This window comes from Staphylococcus sp. FSL W8-0304 (assembly GCF_038006565.1).
Taxonomy (GTDB): domain Bacteria; phylum Bacillota; class Bacilli; order Staphylococcales; family Staphylococcaceae; genus Staphylococcus; species Staphylococcus epidermidis.
This window is the reverse complement of record NZ_JBBOVL010000001.1, coordinates 1,519,114-1,537,833: the sequence shown is the minus strand read 5'-3', so window position 1 is coordinate 1,537,833 and position 18,720 is coordinate 1,519,114. Positions and strand designations below refer to the sequence as shown.

Annotated in this window: 18 protein-coding genes; 14 read left to right on the top strand and 4 right to left on the bottom strand. The window is 30.4% G+C overall.

Annotation, left to right across the window (positions count from 1 at the left end):
• The first annotated feature begins 1 nt into the window (after position 1).
• Complete coding sequence (thrB, locus tag NST35_RS07170; protein ID WP_002456538.1) at positions 2-922, top strand: homoserine kinase; 921 nt, start codon at positions 2-4, stop codon at positions 920-922.
• Between the two features lie 62 nt (positions 923-984).
• Positions 985-1,791: a Cof-type HAD-IIB family hydrolase gene (locus NST35_RS07165; protein ID WP_001829516.1), complete on the top strand. Its 807-nt coding sequence runs from the start codon at positions 985-987 to the stop codon at positions 1,789-1,791.
• A gap of 331 nt (positions 1,792-2,122) precedes the next feature.
• Here the strand turns inward: NST35_RS07165 and NST35_RS07160 are convergent, their stop codons facing one another.
• Together NST35_RS07160 and NST35_RS07155 are read right to left on the bottom strand one after the other, a co-directional pair.
• Positions 2,123-2,437 (bottom strand): hypothetical protein, encoded by a 315-nt coding sequence (locus NST35_RS07160; protein WP_002439628.1) that lies wholly within the window; start codon positions 2,435-2,437, stop codon positions 2,123-2,125.
• 305 nt (positions 2,438-2,742) lie between these two features.
• A complete protein-coding gene (locus NST35_RS07155; RefSeq protein ID WP_002456211.1) occupies positions 2,743-4,191 on the bottom strand; it encodes an amino acid permease in 1,449 nt (482 codons plus the stop codon).
• A 230-nt stretch (positions 4,192-4,421) separates the two neighbouring features.
• On the opposite strand from NST35_RS07155, the gene NST35_RS07150 reads away from it, so the two are divergent.
• The 5 genes from NST35_RS07150 to NST35_RS07130 all read left to right on the top strand — a co-directional run bounded on the left by NST35_RS07150 (position 4,422) and on the right by NST35_RS07130 (position 8,781).
• Complete coding sequence (locus tag NST35_RS07150) at positions 4,422-5,936, top strand: catalase (RefSeq protein ID WP_001831169.1); 1,515 nt, start codon at positions 4,422-4,424, stop codon at positions 5,934-5,936.
• 89 nt (positions 5,937-6,025) lie between these two features.
• Positions 6,026-6,175, top strand: coding sequence for a 50S ribosomal protein L33 (gene rpmG, locus NST35_RS07145; RefSeq protein ID WP_001831295.1), 150 nt, complete (start codon positions 6,026-6,028; stop codon positions 6,173-6,175).
• 166 nt (positions 6,176-6,341) lie between these two features.
• Entirely contained in the window at positions 6,342-6,611 is a 270-nt protein-coding gene (rpsN, locus tag NST35_RS07140; protein WP_001831302.1) for a 30S ribosomal protein S14, read from the top strand.
• Between the two features lie 153 nt (positions 6,612-6,764).
• Positions 6,765-7,742: a GMP reductase gene (guaC, locus tag NST35_RS07135; protein ID WP_001832645.1), complete on the top strand. Its 978-nt coding sequence runs from the start codon at positions 6,765-6,767 to the stop codon at positions 7,740-7,742.
• 13 nt (positions 7,743-7,755) lie between these two features.
• A complete protein-coding gene (locus NST35_RS07130; RefSeq protein ID WP_002439636.1) occupies positions 7,756-8,781 on the top strand; it encodes a CAP domain-containing protein in 1,026 nt (341 codons plus the stop codon).
• Between the two features lie 353 nt (positions 8,782-9,134).
• Here the strand turns inward: NST35_RS07130 and lexA are convergent, their stop codons facing one another.
• A complete protein-coding gene (gene lexA / locus NST35_RS07125) occupies positions 9,135-9,755 on the bottom strand; it encodes a transcriptional repressor LexA (protein WP_001831182.1) in 621 nt (206 codons plus the stop codon).
• A 143-nt stretch (positions 9,756-9,898) separates the two neighbouring features.
• Here lexA and sosA point away from each other — a divergent pair, with 143 nt between their 5' ends.
• The 7 genes from sosA (at position 9,899) to sbcC (ending at position 18,147) form a co-directional block, all read left to right on the top strand.
• Positions 9,899-10,132 carry a DNA damage-induced cell division inhibitor SosA gene (gene sosA / locus NST35_RS07120; protein WP_002486162.1) on the top strand — a complete coding sequence of 78 codons (234 nt, stop codon included), beginning with the start codon at positions 9,899-9,901 and terminating at the stop codon, positions 10,130-10,132.
• Between the two features lie 160 nt (positions 10,133-10,292).
• A complete protein-coding gene (locus tag NST35_RS07115) occupies positions 10,293-10,529 on the top strand; it encodes a DUF896 domain-containing protein (RefSeq protein WP_001831015.1) in 237 nt (78 codons plus the stop codon).
• Between the two features lie 231 nt (positions 10,530-10,760).
• Positions 10,761-12,749 carry a transketolase gene (gene tkt, locus NST35_RS07110; protein ID WP_002456536.1) on the top strand — a complete coding sequence of 663 codons (1,989 nt, stop codon included), beginning with the start codon at positions 10,761-10,763 and terminating at the stop codon, positions 12,747-12,749.
• A gap of 206 nt (positions 12,750-12,955) precedes the next feature.
• Positions 12,956-13,183, top strand: coding sequence for a YneF family protein (locus tag NST35_RS07105; RefSeq protein WP_001831215.1), 228 nt, complete (start codon positions 12,956-12,958; stop codon positions 13,181-13,183).
• Between the two features lie 231 nt (positions 13,184-13,414).
• Positions 13,415-13,882 carry a CcdC family protein gene (locus tag NST35_RS07100; RefSeq protein WP_001831312.1) on the top strand — a complete coding sequence of 156 codons (468 nt, stop codon included), beginning with the start codon at positions 13,415-13,417 and terminating at the stop codon, positions 13,880-13,882.
• Positions 13,883-13,989: 107 nt separating this feature from the next.
• A complete protein-coding gene (gene sbcD, locus NST35_RS07095; RefSeq protein WP_001830960.1) occupies positions 13,990-15,114 on the top strand; it encodes an exonuclease subunit SbcD in 1,125 nt (374 codons plus the stop codon).
• 3 nt (positions 15,115-15,117) lie between these two features.
• Positions 15,118-18,147: an exonuclease subunit SbcC gene (sbcC, locus tag NST35_RS07090; RefSeq protein ID WP_002456208.1), complete on the top strand. Its 3,030-nt coding sequence runs from the start codon at positions 15,118-15,120 to the stop codon at positions 18,145-18,147.
• A 117-nt stretch (positions 18,148-18,264) separates the two neighbouring features.
• Here sbcC and mscL read toward each other — a convergent pair whose 3' ends face one another.
• Entirely contained in the window at positions 18,265-18,615 is a 351-nt protein-coding gene (gene mscL, locus NST35_RS07085; protein ID WP_001831237.1) for a large conductance mechanosensitive channel protein MscL, read from the bottom strand.
• Between the last annotated feature and the right edge of the window lie 105 nt (positions 18,616-18,720).

Here is an 18,720-nt window from a genome sequence, read left to right as displayed (position 1 = left end):
TATGGAGGAAGTTTTAAAACTTAAAATCCCTGCATCAACCGCGAATCTAGGTGTAGGTTTTGACTCAATTGGTATGGCATTGGATAAATATTTGCATATGTCTATACGTAAGATTGAAAGAGCTAATTGGGAATTTCTATATTATAGTTCAGAACTAGAAGGTTTACCTAAAGATGAGAATAATTATATTTATCAAACTGCTCTAAATGTTGCGCGTAAATACAATGTTACACTTCCAAGCTTGCAAATTGAAATGAGAAGTGATATTCCATTAGCTAGAGGACTAGGTTCATCTGCCTCTGCATTAGTCGGTGCTCTTTTTATTGCTAATTACTTTGGTAATATTCAATTATCTAAATACGAATTGTTACAACTAGCGACTGAAATTGAGGGACACCCTGATAATGTAGCACCTACAATATATGGAGGTTTGATTGCAGGTTTTTATAATCCAATAACTAAAATAACAGATGTTGCTAGAATAGAAGTTCCGCACGTAGATATAATTTTAACTATACCTCCATATGAGCTTCGTACAGAAGACTCTAGAAGGGTCTTACCCGATACATTTTCACATAAAGGTGCTGTGCAAAATAGTGCCATTAGTAACACTATGATTTGTGCTCTCATTCAGCATAAATATAAACTTGCTGGAAAGATGATGGAACAAGATGGTTTTCATGAACCATATAGGCAACACCTTATTCCAGAATTCAATCAAGTACGTAAACTATCACGTCAACATGATGCATATGCAACTGTTATCAGTGGAGCTGGACCTACAATACTCACTCTTTGTCCAAAAGAAAAAAGTGGTAAATTAGTTAGAACACTACGTGAGAAAATTAATAATTGTGCTTCAGAACTAGTAACAATTAATGAAATAGGTGTTAAAGATGAAGTGGTGTACCTAAAGTCCTAAATTATTGTAAAATATAGTTAAGAATAAACTTTTAATAACTCTTGAAAGGAGTTCTATACTATATGACTCAGTATAAAATGGTAGTTTTAGATATGGATGATACTTTAATGAATAGTGATAATAAATTATCCATTGAGACAAAATCTTACTTATTAGATATTCAAAAGCGTGGTTATTATGTAGTATTGGCCTCAGGTAGACCAACAGAAGGTATGTTACCTACTGCGAGAGAATTAGAGTTAAATAAATATAACAGCTTCATTATTAGTTATAATGGAGGTAAAACTATAAATATGGCTAATGAAAATGTAGAGGTCGATCAGCCTGTTTCAAAGGAAGATTTCGATAATATTGTAGATTATTGTAGAGATAAGAACTTTTTAGTACTTACTTATGATAATGGATATATCATTCACGATAGTAGTCATGAATATATGAACATAGAATCACAACTTACCGGATTACCTATGAATCGTGTTGCTGATTTGAAGGAATATATTAATCATAGTGTGCCCAAAGTTATGGGTGTGGATTATGTAGGTCATATTACCGAAGCACGTATTGAATTGGATGGTTACTTCAATAATGATATTGATGTGACAACGAGTAAGCCTTTTTTCCTAGAGTTTATGGCAAAGAATGTTTCGAAGGGGAACGCAATAAAAGCACTTTGTAAAAGATTACAAATTTCTCTAGAAGAAGTTATAGTATTCGGGGACAGTTTGAATGATAAGTCAATGTTTGAAGTTGCTGGATATTCTGTAGCAATGGGAAATGCTAGTGATGAACTCAAGAAAATTGCTGACGAGGTAACTTTAGATAATAATTCTAACGGTATTCCTTATGCTTTAAAAGAACTTTTGGTTTAAAGTATTATTACAATGAATTAATATGTAAATTAATAATTTTAAGGTTAATTGAATCTGACTTCTCTAAATATAAGTAGTAAGTCATAAAAAACTGTCGATATAAATATAATTAAAAAATTTTCTTTTTAATATAATATATAAGTCTGAGACATAATCTAGAATAATAGCCCGTAAATGAATTTTCAAAATTTATTTACGGGCTTCTTTATTCATAATATAAGTTACATAATTAACCTTCATCCATGCCTACAATTTCTTTATTGAATATATTTAAATCTTTATTTACTTTTTCTTTCAAATCAATTGAAAATCGAGACTTTCAATTGATTTGCTATTTCGCAGTATGTGTCCAGTCATGTTTTCCTTTATAGCGTTTAACATGTGCATATACTTGATCTGCGGCATAATCTAGGTTTGTATAAACAGTAATGCTATATGCTGATTGATTGACCCCAAAAGGTTCTTCAAGAAATACTTCTTTAAGATGAGAGAAAAGGTCATTCATTTGCGTGTGCTCTAAGCTTGGATATTCTCTCAAAGTCCGTTTTAAGAGCTTACCATTTTTTTCTTCAAGTGCTTGAACAACTATAACAAAGCGTTCCTCTTTCTTTATAACATCATCGAATAAATTTGTTTGTCCAACCATGTTATCCACCTCTATACCATTTTATTATCTTTATTATACATTATAAGTTTTAATCATAAAATAACGAAAATTTATATATGGTGTTAAATCATTCAAAAGAGGGTGAACAAATTTCCTATCGAATTCGAAGCTCCACTATAGTCTATAGTCTCGACATATATTTTCAGTAGAAATTAAGTATGAAATACTCTTTAGCATTGAGATTACTGATATTGAAATTGATGTATGCATTTTGAGTTCAACTATCAATTACTAATATTAAAAAGGCCTGTGACAAAAATACACGTCACAGGCCTTCTTAATAATTAATTCTTGTAATTATGCGGAGTTAAATCTATTTCTTCCAGTTTGACAAAATGTGTCCGTTTGATTAATTTATGAGCAATATAGATGATAGCTAGAATAAATAATGGTGTAAAGTTTCGAATGACACCTAAAATATCACCAGATGCGATACTACCAAACGAACTACCTAATAATAAGAATAATAATGTGAAAAGGACAATAATAGGTCCGACTGGGTAAAAAGGTGCTTTATATGGCAACAGTTTATCTGGATTTTTACCCTGTTTTTTAATTGCTTGTCTTAATCTAATTTGTGACCAAATACTAGATCCCCAAACTACAATAACCATAGATCCTATGATATTTAATAAGTTAAATACAGCATTAGCATTAAAATTAGCATAAACAATGACTAATACAATAATAATATATGTTGTAATTAATGCACGCATAGGTAATTTAGTTTTATCATTGAGTTTTCCAAAGAATTTAGGTGCTTGTTTATCAGCACTTAAAGAAAATAGCATTCTACTTGTTGTATAAATACCAGAGTTAGCTGCTGATAATAATGATGTTAAGATAACAGCGTTGATGACTGATGCAGCAAAAGCGATCCCTATTCTATCGAAAACAATTGTAAACGGACTTTGTGATACAGACTCATTTTCATTAAGTAAAAGTGGATCCGTATATGGAATGATGGCAGCTATCACAGCTATAGACAATACGTAAAAGAGTAATATTCTCCAAAATACCTGTTTTATAGCTTTAGGCATTGATTTTTCGGGATTATTTGATTCACCAGCTGTTACTGCGACTACTTCAGTACCACCAACTGAAAAACCTGCAACTAAAAGAACGCTTAATATGCCTGATATTCCACCGACAAAAGGTGCTTGACCTTTAGTATAATTCTCAAAGCCATATGTATGACCACCAAGAATACCGAAAATCATCATAATTCCAAAAATAATAAATACAATTATAGTAATGACTTTGATCAGTGATAACCAAAACTCAGTTTCTCCAAAAGCTTTAACAGAAAAAATATTAATTAAAAACAACAGAGTTAAGAAAATTAAGCTCCATGTAAGTGGATTTAAAACTTTAAATACATCCCAATATTGTAATACATTGGAAGCAACAATGATATCTACACTTGTTACAAGTGACCACATACCCCAATACAACCAACCCATTGTAAAACCAAGTGACGAATCAACAAATCTGGTAGAGTATGAACTAAAAGAACCAGAAACCGGATAGAAAGTTGCTAATTCTCCTATTGATGACATTAAAAAATAAAGCATAATACCAATTAGTATATAAGCTAATATAGCTCCTCCTGGGCCAGCTTGAGAAATGACACTTCCAGTTGCCACAAAAAGTCCAGTACCTATAGCGCCACCTATAGCTATCATAGATATATGTCTCGAATTGAGACCACGTTTCATATTATTATCTTCCATATGCCGTCTCCCATCTATCTTAAAATATATCCCTCATTTTAATCTTTTTAAAGATACTATTCAATAACTTTTTAGTACTTTAAAGCGTAATTGTTAAATTTTTCTGATATTTCTTATGTTTTTCTATCAATAATTTTAAAATAAGTTTATTTGCTATCGGAAAAGGGTTTAATTAAAATAGATACTACATAGTAATCAATATTAAATATAAAAGTGAGGGGGAGCTTGCTATGTCAAAACAGGATGGAAAATTAACTGGACTTTTTGGTGCGCCAGTTTCGGATAGAGAAAATAGTATGACAGCAGGACAACGTGGACCATTATTAATGCAAGACGTTTATTATTTAGAACAAATTTCTCACTTCGATAGAGAAGTGATTCCTGAACGTCGTATGCATGCGAAAGGTTCAGGTGCATTTGGAACGTTCACAGTTACAAATGACATCACACAATATACAAATGCGAAAATATTCTCAGAAGTCGGAAAACAAACAGAGATGTTTGCACGTTTTTCTACTGTTTCAGGAGAACGTGGAGCAGCAGATTTAGAACGTGATATACGTGGGTTTGCCTTGAAATTCTACACTGAAGATGGAAACTGGGATTTAGTAGGTAACAATACGCCAGTTTTCTTCTTTAGAGATCCTAAACTATTTATTAGTTTGAATCGTGCTGTAAAACGAGATCCACGTACAAATATGAGAAGTGCACAAAATAACTGGGACTTTTGGACAGGTCTACCGGAAGCATTGCATCAAGTGACAATATTAATGTCAGATAGAGGTATGCCAAAAGGATTCCGAAATATGCATGGATTCGGTTCTCATACGTATTCTATGTATAATGATAAAGGTGAACGTGTATGGGTTAAATATCATTTCCGTACACAACAAGGAATTGAAAACTATACTGACGAGGAAGCGGCTAAAATTGTAGGTATGGATAGAGATTCTTCACAGAGGGATTTATATAATGCTATCGAAAATGGAGATTATCCAAAATGGAAAATGTACATTCAAGTTATGACAGAGGAACAAGCTAAAAATCATCCAGACAATCCTTTTGATTTAACAAAGGTATGGTATAAAAAAGACTATCCACTGATTGAAGTGGGAGAATTTGAATTGAATCGTAATCCTGAGAATTATTTTCTTGATGTAGAGCAGGCAGCGTTTACGCCTACAAATATTGTTCCTGGGTTAGATTATTCACCAGATAAAATGCTACAAGGACGTTTATTCTCATATGGAGATGCCCAACGTTATCGTTTAGGAGTTAATCATTGGCAGATTCCTGTCAATCAACCTAAGGGAGTTGGAGTTGAGAACTTGTGTCCATTTAGTCGTGATGGACAAATGCGTTTCTTAGATAATAACCAAGGTGGAGGCCCACATTATTATCCTAATAATCAAGGTATATATGAGTCACAGCCTGAACACAAGAAGCCACCATTCCCGACAGATGGTGATGGTTATGAATATAATTATCGCCAGGATGATGACAATTACTTTGAACAGCCAGGTAAATTATTCAGATTACAGTCTGAAGATGCAAAAGAGCGTATCTTCACAAATACAGCTAATGCAATGGATGGGGTCTCTAAAGATGTCAAAGTTCGCCACATTCGCCACTGCTATAAAGCTGATCCAGAATATGGGAAAGGTGTAGCAAAAGCTTTAGGTATTGATATCAATCAAATAGATTTAGAGACAAATCAAGACGAAACATATGAAAACTTTAAATAATCTAAAATTCTTAGATTGCTTACCACTGAATTATATGATACAATCTTAAATCGTAAGAATTCCTAACAACATTAGAAAGGGTGTTTAACGTGCGCGTAAATATTACATTAGCTTGCACAGAGTGTGGCGATCGTAACTATATTACTACTAAAAATAAACGTAATAATCCTGAACGCATTGAAATGAAAAAATATTGTCCAAGATTAAATAAATATACGTTACATCGTGAAACAAAATAATTACTTATCTTTCAAATACGACAATTTGAAACGAAAACTCTCCTTAACTCATAGGGGAGTTTTTTTTTATAGTTTGTACTTAGAAGAATTTTCACTTGTATATTTTGAAATATATGTTATTCTATAAAACGTAATTATTACGATTTGTAGAAAGAGGTTATAATATATGGCGAAGAAATCTAAAATAGCAAAAGAACAAAAAAGACAAGAATTAGTAAATAAATATTACGAGTTACGTAAAGAATTAAAAGCAAAAGGGGACTATGAAGCATTAAGAAAGTTGCCAAGAGATTCATCTCCAACTAGATTAACTAGAAGATGTAAAGTAACTGGTAGACCTAGAGGTGTGTTACGTAAATTTGAAATGTCTAGAATTGCATTTAGAGAACATGCGCATAAAGGTCAAATTCCAGGTGTAAAAAAATCTAGTTGGTAAATATTTACTACTTAGGTCCATTTACAACAGAAGAAAAACAATGTACATTTAAAAAGGATGAATAATATGAATGATTTTTACAAAATTAAAGGTATTATTCGTATTTTCATTAAACATTTTGAAGATTAATTCTATTGTAAGGGGTTAAAAAAGATGAAAATTTTTGATTATGAAGATATACAATTAATTCCCAATAAATGTATTGTTGAAAGCAGATCTGAGTGTAATACTTCGGTTAAATTTGGGCCTCGTACTTTTAAATTGCCAGTTGTTCCAGCAAATATGCAAACAGTCATGAATGAAGAACTTGCACAATGGTTTGCAGAAAACGATTATTTTTATATCATGCATAGATTTAATGAAGAAAATAGAATTCCATTTATAAAAAAAATGCATCATGCAGGGTTATTTGCTTCTATTTCTGTTGGAGTTAAAGAAAACGAATTTAATTTTATTGAAAAATTAGCTTCTTCATCGCTCATACCAGAATATATAACAATTGATATTGCTCATGGTCACTCAAATTCAGTTATAAATATGATTAAGCATATAAAAAAACATTTACCAAATAGTTTTGTGATAGCTGGTAATGTTGGGACGCCTGAAGGAGTAAGAGAACTTGAGAATGCCGGTGCAGATGCTACAAAAGTAGGTATTGGTCCAGGAAGAGTATGTATTACTAAAATTAAAACTGGATTTGGTACAGGAGGTTGGCAACTTTCTGCGTTAAATCTTTGTAATAAGGCAGCTAGAAAACCTATTATTGCAGATGGAGGGTTAAGAACCCATGGTGATATAGCCAAATCAATTCGTTTTGGTGCCACTATGGTAATGATTGGCTCTTTATTTGCTGCCCACGAGGAATCACCGGGTGAAACCGTCGAGCTAGATGGCAAAAAATATAAAGAATATTTTGGTAGTGCCTCAGAATATCAAAAAGGTGAACATAAGAACGTTGAAGGTAAAAAAATGTTTGTAGAACACAAAGGATCTCTTAAAGATACCCTTACTGAAATGGAACAAGATTTACAGAGTTCAATTTCATATGCAGGAGGAAAGGACTTGAAGTCATTAAGAACAGTTGATTACGTCATAGTAAGAAATTCAATCTTTAATGGTGATAGAGATTAGTAAAAAGTAGTAGGTGAATACAATTAAAAGATTTCTTTTATTGATTACAGTTTTACTTTGCATCGTTATTTTTACGCCAGTCAAAGAAACTACTTTTATGATTAAAGCTCAAAATGATATACGTCATCAAATTAATCGATGGATTGATTCTGATTCAAATGACGATAATACTCAATTAGCGATTCCTAAAAAGCAAGAATTTGCAATCAACAATATACAGATGAATATGACTAAAAAAGATGTTGAAGCACAATTGGGACAACATAAGCGTATGACTTCGAGTGTGTATGGCACAAATTGGTACACATATTATTCAAATGATTATAATCAATTTTTGATGGTGAGTTATATTAACAATCATGTTAATGCACTGTATACAAATCAAAATCTTATTTCATCAAAATCTCAAATTAAGTATGATACTCCTAAAGATGTTGTTAGGGAAAGATATGGGCCCCCGATTCAAGTTATAAAAAAAGGGAAAGTTGGTTTTGATGTAAAAAGTAATGAATATGATGTTTTCCATAAAGACCATATTTATACCACAGTATTTTATGATAAGCACAGAGATAATGGTGTGAAGTCATTATTACAAGTTAGTGAGAAAATGGAAAATCGATTAAGATATCAATATGGGAAACCATCTAAATTACTTGCAAAGAGTTTTGAGTTGCAAAATTTTGACATTGTCAATGCTGAAAGAAAACAGCATGGCTTAAAAACATTAGATTATTCTAAGGATGTTTCTCATACTGCGCGTAAGCATAGTGTTGACATGGTTAAGCATAATTATTTTGACCATGTAAATCAAAAGAAACTTTCTCCTTTTGATAGATTAAAAAAAGATGGAATAGAATTTAATGCTGCTGGAGAAAACTTAGCATATGGACAATTGAATAGTATCTATGCACATGAAGGTTTGATGAATTCATTGGGGCATAGAAAGAATATTTTAAACACCCATTTTGATTATTTGGGCGTAGGTGTATATTTCAATGATCGAAGACAACCCTTTTGGACCGAAAATTATACAAGTTAAATGTTTATATATATGACTTATGGGTAAATATAGTCCGTAAGGATGTAGATAAATATGAAGCAAAAAAATAAAAAACAAACTGATATACTTGAAAAAGTGAAAGAAATATTAGATAAGAAAAAAAAAACAAAATCGGTTGGTCAGAAGTTGTATTGAATTTTTCTCTCGCAACAGGTGTGGTTTAGAGTGAAAAAATTGATAAAAGCGTTATCTTAACACTAACACTGGCATCGAAATTAATATATTAAATAACCCTAGGACATCAGTTGCTGTCCTAGGGTATTTGTTTTTTAAACCATATAAAAAATATAAGGAGGCCTACACTTAAAAATAAGATATTGATTATAAATTTATTACATTTCTCTATATAATCCTATTACTTTACCTACTACAATGACATTATCTAAGTAAATAGGCTCCATAGTACTATTTTCAGGTTGTAGTCTATAACGATTTTTTTCTTTATAGAAGCGTTTAACAGTAGCTTCTTCATCTTCAGTCATAGCTACTATAATATCACCATTTTCAGCAATAGTTTGACTTCGTACAATTACTTTGTCGCCATCTAATATTCCAGCTTCAATCATACTTTCCCCAACTACATTTAAAATAAATATATCGCTGTTATGTGTTGAAGTTAAGTGCTCTGGTAGTGGAAAATATTCTTCTATATTTTCTACAGCTGTAATTGGAACGCCGGCTGTAACTTTACCGATAACCGGAACATGTATTGTTTCCTCTACATTTACCTCATCTAATTGTTCGCTAACTATCTCGATAGCTCTAGGTTTAGTAGGATCTCTTCTTATATATCCTTTTTCTTCTAATCTAGATAAATGTCCATGTACTGTAGAACTTGAAGCTAAACCGACAGCTTCGCCAATTTCTCGAACACTTGGTGGATAACCTTTTGTTTGAACAATTTTCTTAATATAATCATATATTTCACTTTGTCGCTTAGTGAGTTCTCTCATAAATAGGCACTCCTTATTGTTGTTTGAGATTATTATATCATTAATTACATTTTCTAACAAACATTTGTTCGTAATGTTGTTGACACAGAACTTATGTTCTGATAAATTACTTATACAAACAAATGTTCTAGGAGTGATATTGGATGATTTTAAAATACAAATATAAATTTTTAACATATATGACAATAGTAATAGTGTCTTGTATTATTTTTTCAATTTTCTTTTTAAGCGTTAACCAAGGTGCTCAATCAGAACAAACGTACGAAATGACTGACCACAAGATTCATCAACATAATCAACAAGGAACTACTCAAAACTATAAAGACAAACAAAATAGCGAACAGAATGATCAGTCTGTGTTCGCATTAGTTAATTAACTTTCATATTATCTACTGTAAAATGAGCGTAACAATTTGGTTATGCTTATTTTTTTGATATATTCTACTCAAGTAATAAGTATTATTAAAACTAACAGAATATTTGTTAATTATTATGATAGCAATAATAAAATTTAATGGATTAAGAAAGAGGTTTCAAATGAGTAAAGAAAATTTAAATATTGATAGAATAAATGAATTAGCCAGAAAAAAGAAAGAACATGGCTTAACCAATGAAGAGGCTAAGGAACAGACTAAATTAAGAAGACAGTATTTAGAAGAATTTAGAAAAGGGTTTAAGCAACAGATAGAAAATACTAAGGTCATTGACCCTGAAGGAAATGATGTGACACCTGAAAAGTTAAAAAAGATACAAGAAGAGAAACACAATAAATAAAACAATAGAGCTCGACCCATCATTGATATATAAGTTGAAAATTTTCGTAGTCATTGATGATTTACTTAGAAATAATTTATTTTTAATTAACTTTTAGGGAGTTAAACTAGGTATATAGTTTGAATCCAGTTATATCCTTAGATCTAATTTATCTGATTTTTCTTTATCATTTTAAAATAAAATAAGTTATAATTAAAAATAGATATTAATTGTAGAAGGGAAGACACAACGATGTTTAATGAAAAAGATCAATTAGCTATAGATACGATACGTGCTTTAAGCATTGATGCAATCGAAAAAGCAAATTCAGGACACCCTGGATTACCTATGGGAGCAGCACCTATGGCGTATACTTTATGGACGCGCCACCTTAATTTTAACCCTCAATCTAAAGATTTTTTTAATAGAGATAGATTTATTCTATCAGCAGGTCATGGTTCGGCTTTATTGTATAGCTTATTACATGTCTCTGGTAGTTTAGAACTTGAAGAACTTAAACAATTTAGACAATGGGGTTCGAAGACGCCTGGACATCCAGAATATAGACATACTGATGGCGTAGAAGTTACTACTGGTCCATTAGGTCAAGGTTTTGCCATGTCTGTAGGGATGGCGTTAGCAGAAAGTCATTTAGCAGGTAAATTTAATAAGGACCAATTTGATATAGTTAATCATTACACTTATGTATTAGCGTCAGATGGTGACTTAATGGAAGGTATCTCACATGAAGCTGCATCTTTTGCAGGTCATAATCAGTTAGATAAATTAATTGTCCTTTATGATTCAAATGATATATCTTTAGATGGAGATTTAGATAAATCATTTTCTGAAGATACAAAACAGCGTTTCGAAGCCTATGGTTGGAACTATATTCTAGTTGAAAATGGTAACGATTTAGATGAGATTGATAATGCAATCACTCAAGCTAAATCACAACAAGGACCTACTATTATCGAAGTTAAAACTATTATCGGTTTTGGTTCTCCTAATAAAGCTGGTTCAAATGGAGTTCATGGTGCCCCACTTGGTGAAGAAGAACGTGCACTTACATTTAAAGAATATGGATTAGATCCTGAAAAACGTTTTAATGTTCCTGAAGATGTATACGAAATATTTAAATCAACAATGTTAAAACGTGCAAATGAAAATGAAGAGGCTTGGAATAATATGCTTAAAAATTATAGTGAAGCCTATCCGGAATTAGCTGAAGAATTTAAATTAGCAATGAGTGGTAAGTTACCAAATAATTACGCTGATGCCTTACCAGAATATGATTTAAATCACAGTGGTGCTTCTAGAGCTGATTCAGGAGAAATAATTCAAAAATTAAGCGAGTTTGTACCTTCATTCTTTGGTGGATCAGCAGACTTAGCAGGTTCAAATAAATCTAACGTTAAAGAAGCTAAAGATTATAATAAAGATACTCCAGAAGGTAAAAACGTATGGTTTGGTGTACGTGAATTTGCAATGGGAGCAGCAATAAACGGCATGGCAGCACATGGTGGACTTCATCCATATGCAGCAACATTCTTTGTATTCAGTGATTACCTAAAACCAGCTTTACGATTATCATCAATCATGGGACTCAATTCAACGTTCATCTTTACTCATGATTCAATTGCTGTAGGTGAAGATGGCCCTACACACGAACCTATTGAACAATTAGCAGGTCTTCGTGCTATTCCTAACATGAATGTTATTCGTCCAGCTGATGGTAATGAAACACGTGTAGCTTGGGAAGTTGCACTTGAATCAGAACAAACACCAACATCATTAGTGTTAACTCGTCAAAATTTACCAACTTTGGATGTTGATAAACAAACAGTTGAAAATGGTGTGAGAAAAGGCGCATATATTGTTTTTGAAACAGAACAACAACTTGAATATTTATTATTGGCATCTGGATCAGAAGTTAATTTAGCTGTAGAAGCCGCAAAAGAATTAGAGCAACAAGGTAAAGGTGTACGAGTTATTTCTATGCCAAACTGGTACGCATTTGAACAACAATCTTCTGAATATAAAGAATCAATTTTACCTTCTGATGTTACTAAACGTATAGCTATCGAAATGGCATCACCACTTGGTTGGCATAAATATGTTGGAATTGAAGGTAAAGTCATTGGTATAAATAGTTTTGGCGCTAGTGCTCCTGGAGATTTAGTAGTTGAAAAGTATGGATTCACTAAAGAAAATATTTTAAAACAAGTCCGTTCATTATAAATCTAGACAATGATTTAGTTGAACTTTTTAGGTTACTAACCATCAAATTTGGTTAGTAACCTTTTAGATTTTAAAATAGAATTTAATAATATCTTTGGCTTTGTTATGATAATAATTGGAGTACTAATCGTTATTATTCAAGAATGTCTTGAAATAACAGAACGAATTTAGTAAAATGCATAAGGATAAAGAAAGCGGGTGAAACAATGGCAATTTGGGTAGCAATTATTCTAATCGTTATAGCACTTATTGCAGGTTTAATTGGTGGTTTCTTATTAGCTAGAAAATATATGAAAGATTACTTAAAGAAAAATCCACCTATCAATGAGGAAATGCTACGTATGATGATGATGCAAATGGGACAAAAACCATCTCAAAAGAAAATTAATCAAATGATGACAATGATGAATAAAAATATGAATCAAAAAATGTAAGGTTCATAGACATTATATTAACGAGTGTTACAGAAACTTATCGAATAACTGTAGCGCTCTTTTTTTATTATTATTAATATATTAATTTTATGTTCTAGTAATGAATTAAATACTATATATGTATTTAAATGTTAAAAATTGAACGTTTAAAGTGTCAATTTTATAGTGATAATGATATACTATCAAATGATTATTTAAGCGAATAAGTTTATGTCAAAAGAGGGTGTCAATTTGACTTATTTAGTCTTTTCCATTGTATTTGCATTTCTAATGGGTGCTGTCGTTATAGTGATAAGAATGAAAGCACAACAGTTTCCAGTCAATGAAAAGAAAATTATCTTACCACCATTTTTCATGGCTACCGGTGCATTGATGTATGTGGTACCATACTTTCGATTAACTGGTATGGAAATGTTAGAATCATTGATATTAGGTGTTTTGTTTTCTACTGTTTTAATCTGGACTTCTAGATTCGAAGTTAAAGATGATAATATTTATATGAAACGGTCTAAAGCATTTCCAATTATTTTAATATCATTATTAATAATAAGAACAGTTATTAAAATATTTATAAGTAGCGAAATTGATCCAGGTGAAATTGCTGGTATGTTTTTTTTACTCGCATTTTGTATGATAGTACCTTGGAGATGTGCAATGCTTTATAAATATAAAAAATTGCAAAAGAATCTTATTAAGTAATATATTTAACCACTTATCATTATCTTGATAGGTGGTTTTTTACTTGAAAAAGATAAAAAAAGCATATAGAATTAAAACGAACAAACGTTCTTATCAGGAGGATAATTATGAAAATTGTACATACCGCTGATTGGCATCTGGGTAAAATTTTAAATGGAAAACAATTGCTTGAAGATCAAAAATATATTTTAACTCAGTTTAAACAACATATGGAGAAAGAACAGCCAGATTTAATAGTAATTGCAGGTGATTTGTATGATACCTCATATCCAAGTAAAGAAGCGATAGGTTTACTTGAAGAGACTATTGAATACCTAAATATAGAACTTAAAATTCCAATAATCATGATAAGCGGTAACCATGATGGTAGGGAGAGATTGAATTATGGCTCTAAATGGTTTGAGAATAATCAACTTTACATAAGAACTCAACTAGAAAATATTGATGATCCAATAGAATTGAGTGGTGTTCAATTTTTCACTTTACCTTTCGCAACTGTGAGTGAAGTACAAAATTATTTTAAGGATAAGCAAATAGAAACATATCAACAAGCATTAAACGAATGCTTAGAGCAAATGTCTAGTTCCATAGATAATAATAAGGTGAATATATTAATTGGTCATTTAACTATTGAGGGCGGTAAAACTTCAGATTCGGAAAGACCATTAACTATTGGAACAGTAGAATCAGTTGATATGCATTCTTTTCGGTTGTTTGATTATGTAATGCTCGGGCACCTACATCATCCATTTAGTATAAATAACTCTTTTATCAAATATAGCGGTTCGATTTTGCAATACTCTTTCTCTGAAGTAAATCAATCTAAAGGATATAGAGTTCTTGATATTGAAAACAACCAACTATTAAATGAAACCTTCGTTCCTTTAAAACCTCTAAGAGAACTAGAAGTTATTGAAGGTGATTATGAGGATATTATTCAAGAAAGAATTAAAGTAAAAAATAAAAATAATTATTTTCATTTTAAGTTAACGAATGTTTCTCATATTACTGATCCAATGATGAAACTGAAACAAATTTATCCCAATATATTAGCACTATCGAATGTAGTATTTGATCATAGTGAGAATTTTAGCCATGTTGAAATCAAAAAACAAGATGATCAGACAATTATAGAAAATTTTTATAAAAATATGACAGATCAACATCTGAGTCAAGTTCAATCAGACAAAATAAAGCACTTGTTAAGTTTTATATTGGATAGGGAGGGGTAAGATTTGAAGCCTTTACATATAGTTATGGAGAACTTTGGCCCTTTTATTAAAGAAACTATTGATTTTGAGCAAGTTGAAACTGATCAACTCTTTTTAATTAGTGGTAAAACTGGATCTGGTAAAACAATGATTTTTGATGCTATAGTATACGCATTATACGGTATGGCTTCGACCAAAACTAGAAAAGAAGGAGATTTAAGAAGTCATTTTGCAGACGGTAAATCGCCAATGTCTGTAATTTATCAATTTAAAGTTAATAATCAAACTTTTAAAATTCATAGAGAAGCGCCATTTATTAAAGAGGGGAATATAACTAAAACACAAGCCAAGTTAAATATATATGAATTAGTTGATAATCAATTTGAATTAAGAGAAAGTAAAGTGAATCAAGGTAATCAATTTATCGTACAATTATTAGGCGTTAATGCTGAACAATTTCGTCAATTATTTATTTTGCCTCAAGGAGAATTTAAAAAGTTTCTTCAGTCAAATAGTAAAGACAAACAATCGATTCTTAGAACACTTTTTAATAGTGAGCGATTTGATGAGATTAGACATCTACTTGTAGAAAATGTAAAGCAAGAAAAAGTACAAATTGAAAATAGATACACTCAAATTGAAAATTTATGGAATGATATAGATACATTTAATAATGATGAATTGGCCTTATATAAAGAATTAGAGAGTTCTCAGACAGATAAAATGATTGAAAAATTCCCACAATTTAATGATTATGGATGCAAAATTCTCAAGTCATTTGAAGAAGCTAAGAATAAAATAACTAAGGAATTAGATGATTTAAATCATAAATATAAAGTGAATGTTGAATTAAGTGAGAATACTAAAAAATTAAAAGCGGAAAAAATCAAATTTGACGATTTGAAAAAAGAACAAAATTATATTGATAAATTAAAGCAAGAATTAAAAATGATTCAGGAATCTAAAGTATTAATCACTTATTTTACTAGGTTACAAAGTTTAAAAAAAGATAAAGATGAATTAGTGTCACTTCATGAGCAATCAAAATTAAACGAAACAAACTATCACAATGAAATTAAAGGTTTTCAAAAACAACTCGAACATTTATCAACACGAGAAAATGAAATAACTCAATTTAATCAGTATCTAGAAAAAAACCAAGTTTTCTTCAATCAATTAGATAAGATTATTAGTAGTTATCAACAAAAACCGGTAATTGAAGAAGAAATAAAAAGATTATACAGTGAATATAATGATTTAATAACCAAAAAAGAAGAATTGACGAAAGAAATGAACAACAAGAACAAAGATTTTGCAATTATTGAACATTACACTGAAGAGATTTATAAGCTGAAAAAGATTATAGATGAATCTGAAAGACAAAAAAAGGATGAGAAATTATTTGATAAATTACAACTAGATAAATCATCTTATCTTAGCAAATTAAAAGAGAAGAAAGAACAGTTAAATGAAATTGAATCATCAATCACCAATATAGATGCGACTTTAATTGATTTGAATGACAAAAAGGATTTTGTAAATGAAATAAAGTCCGCTATGTCAATTGGAGATACCTGTCCAATTTGTGGTAATGAAATACATTCATTGGGAGAACATATTGATTTTGAATCAATTGCTCAAAAAAATAATAAAATAAAACGGTTAGAAAGTAAGAAGGTAAAAATTCGTGATGAAATAATCAAAATAGAAACTCGAATTGAAGAATTAAATCATAGAGAAAATGAATTAAATTTTGAGAAACAAGAAAAGAAGGATATTAGTGAGCTTCAAAAACAGCTTAATCATTTGAATCAACTAAAAGACGAGCAACAAAGCATAAATAAGTTAGTAGAAAATTTTGAGAAACAAGAAAAAGAAATAGTTAATAAAATACATCAGTTTGATTTAGATTTGAGTCGAAAGAACACGCAAAAAGAAAAACTGGAAATTCAAATTAATGATTTTGAACGACATTCACAATTTTCATCAGTAAATGATTTTGAAACTTATTATTCTCATGCTAAAAAACAAGTTGAGACGTATGAGTATGAGAATGAGAAAACTAAAGATAAATTGAACGAGTTGAATAATAAGTTAAAGATAGAAATGAATGATCAAAAACATTTAACTGAGAATTTAACTCAAACAAGTAAGGAAATAAATAATTTAGAATTAAAAATGGAAAAAGAAATGCAACAACTTGGTTTTGAGTCTTATGATCAAGTCAAAAGCGCTGCAGATTTAAGTGCTCAAAAAGATGAAATAGAAAGAGAAATTAATATTTATAATAAGAACTATCAAAGTTATGAAATAGAGATTAACAGACTCAAAGAATTGGTTAAGGGCAAAAAATTATTAAATTTAGAAGAATTACGACAATCTATAGAAAAAACAAACTTGAAACTAGATGAAACGAATTCACAAATAGCTACGATTAGCTATAAAATAGATAATAACTCTAACAAATTTAATAAAATAAAAAATATAATTCAGATTCTCGATGATGAATTAAAAGTGCAAAAAGAAATTTTCTTGCTATCAGAAATATTAGCTGGTAAAAATGATTATAAATTAACACTAGAAAATTATGTTTTAATTTATTACTTGGAAAAAATAATTTTTCAAGCGAATCAACGACTTTCATTTATGAGTGGAAATAGATATCAACTGATTAGAAGAGAGGCCATTTCCTTAGGGTTAAGTGGATTGGAAATTGACGTGTTTGATTTTCATTCAAATAAATCGAGACACATAAGTTCACTTTCAGGAGGAGAAACATTTCAAGCATCACTAGCTTTAGCTTTAGGATTAAGTGAAGTTGTACAACAAGAATCAGGTGGAATCACTTTAGATTCTATGTTTATAGATGAAGGATTTGGCACTTTAGATCAAGAAACACTCGAAACTGCGATAGATACATTAATTAATTTAAAATCATCTGGGCGCATGGTTGGTATAATCTCACATGTAAGCGAACTTAAGCAACGCATACCTTTGATTTTAGAAGTGACAAGTAACCAATACGAAAGTCATACACAATTTAGAAAAAATTAAAAAATAGAGACTTAAGATTTTGTGACATGCTCTAATTTAAAGCTATTGATTTTTCAATACTTTAATAAGAACACGTATAATTTCTTTAAGTCTCTATAATTGGATATAGTGATTTGATTATTTTTTAAGCAAGTCTCTAATTTCTGTTAATAAAACAGTATTTTCTTCTACTTCTTCTTCTTTCTCTTCTTTTTTCATAACTGTATTAGCTATCTTAACAAAGATAAATAAAGCAAAAGCAATTATGATGAAGTCAATTATTGATTGTATGAAAAGTCCATACTTAATCCCCCAAAAAGACCAATCTTCAGCAAAATTAACTGAACCAAATAATTTACCAATTAATGGCATGATGATGTATTGGACTAGGGATGTAACTATTTTATTAAACGCTGCTCCCATAACTACAGCAATAGCTAAGTCTAAAACATTGCCTTTGAGTGCAAACTCTTTAAATTCTTTTAACATAAAGCATAACCCTTCTTTTAAAATATATTTCTGATTATACAACATATAAATATTTTAGCAAATACTATAATTATGTAAATTTGATAATGTTGAAGACCTTTGTTA

Coding starts and splice junctions, on each gene's coding strand:
- NST35_RS07165 (WP_001829516.1), top strand. CDS start 985: ATGACTCAGTATAAAATGGTAGTTTTAGATATGGATGATACTTTAATG.
- NST35_RS07155 (WP_002456211.1), bottom strand. CDS start 4,191: ATGGAAGATAATAATATGAAACGTGGTCTCAATTCGAGACATATATCT.
- NST35_RS07115 (WP_001831015.1), top strand. CDS start 10,293: ATGAGTAAAGAAAATTTAAATATTGATAGAATAAATGAATTAGCCAGA.
- rpsN (WP_001831302.1), top strand. CDS start 6,342: ATGGCGAAGAAATCTAAAATAGCAAAAGAACAAAAAAGACAAGAATTA.
- sosA (WP_002486162.1), top strand. CDS start 9,899: ATGATTTTAAAATACAAATATAAATTTTTAACATATATGACAATAGTA.
- NST35_RS07105 (WP_001831215.1), top strand. CDS start 12,956: ATGGCAATTTGGGTAGCAATTATTCTAATCGTTATAGCACTTATTGCA.
- guaC (WP_001832645.1), top strand. CDS start 6,765: ATGAAAATTTTTGATTATGAAGATATACAATTAATTCCCAATAAATGT.
- NST35_RS07150 (WP_001831169.1), top strand. CDS start 4,422: ATGTCAAAACAGGATGGAAAATTAACTGGACTTTTTGGTGCGCCAGTT.
- tkt (WP_002456536.1), top strand. CDS start 10,761: ATGTTTAATGAAAAAGATCAATTAGCTATAGATACGATACGTGCTTTA.
- lexA (WP_001831182.1), bottom strand. CDS start 9,755: ATGAGAGAACTCACTAAGCGACAAAGTGAAATATATGATTATATTAAG.
- NST35_RS07160 (WP_002439628.1), bottom strand. CDS start 2,437: ATGGTTGGACAAACAAATTTATTCGATGATGTTATAAAGAAAGAGGAA.
- sbcD (WP_001830960.1), top strand. CDS start 13,990: ATGAAAATTGTACATACCGCTGATTGGCATCTGGGTAAAATTTTAAAT.
- thrB (WP_002456538.1), top strand. CDS start 2: ATGGAGGAAGTTTTAAAACTTAAAATCCCTGCATCAACCGCGAATCTA.
- mscL (WP_001831237.1), bottom strand. CDS start 18,615: ATGTTAAAAGAATTTAAAGAGTTTGCACTCAAAGGCAATGTTTTAGAC.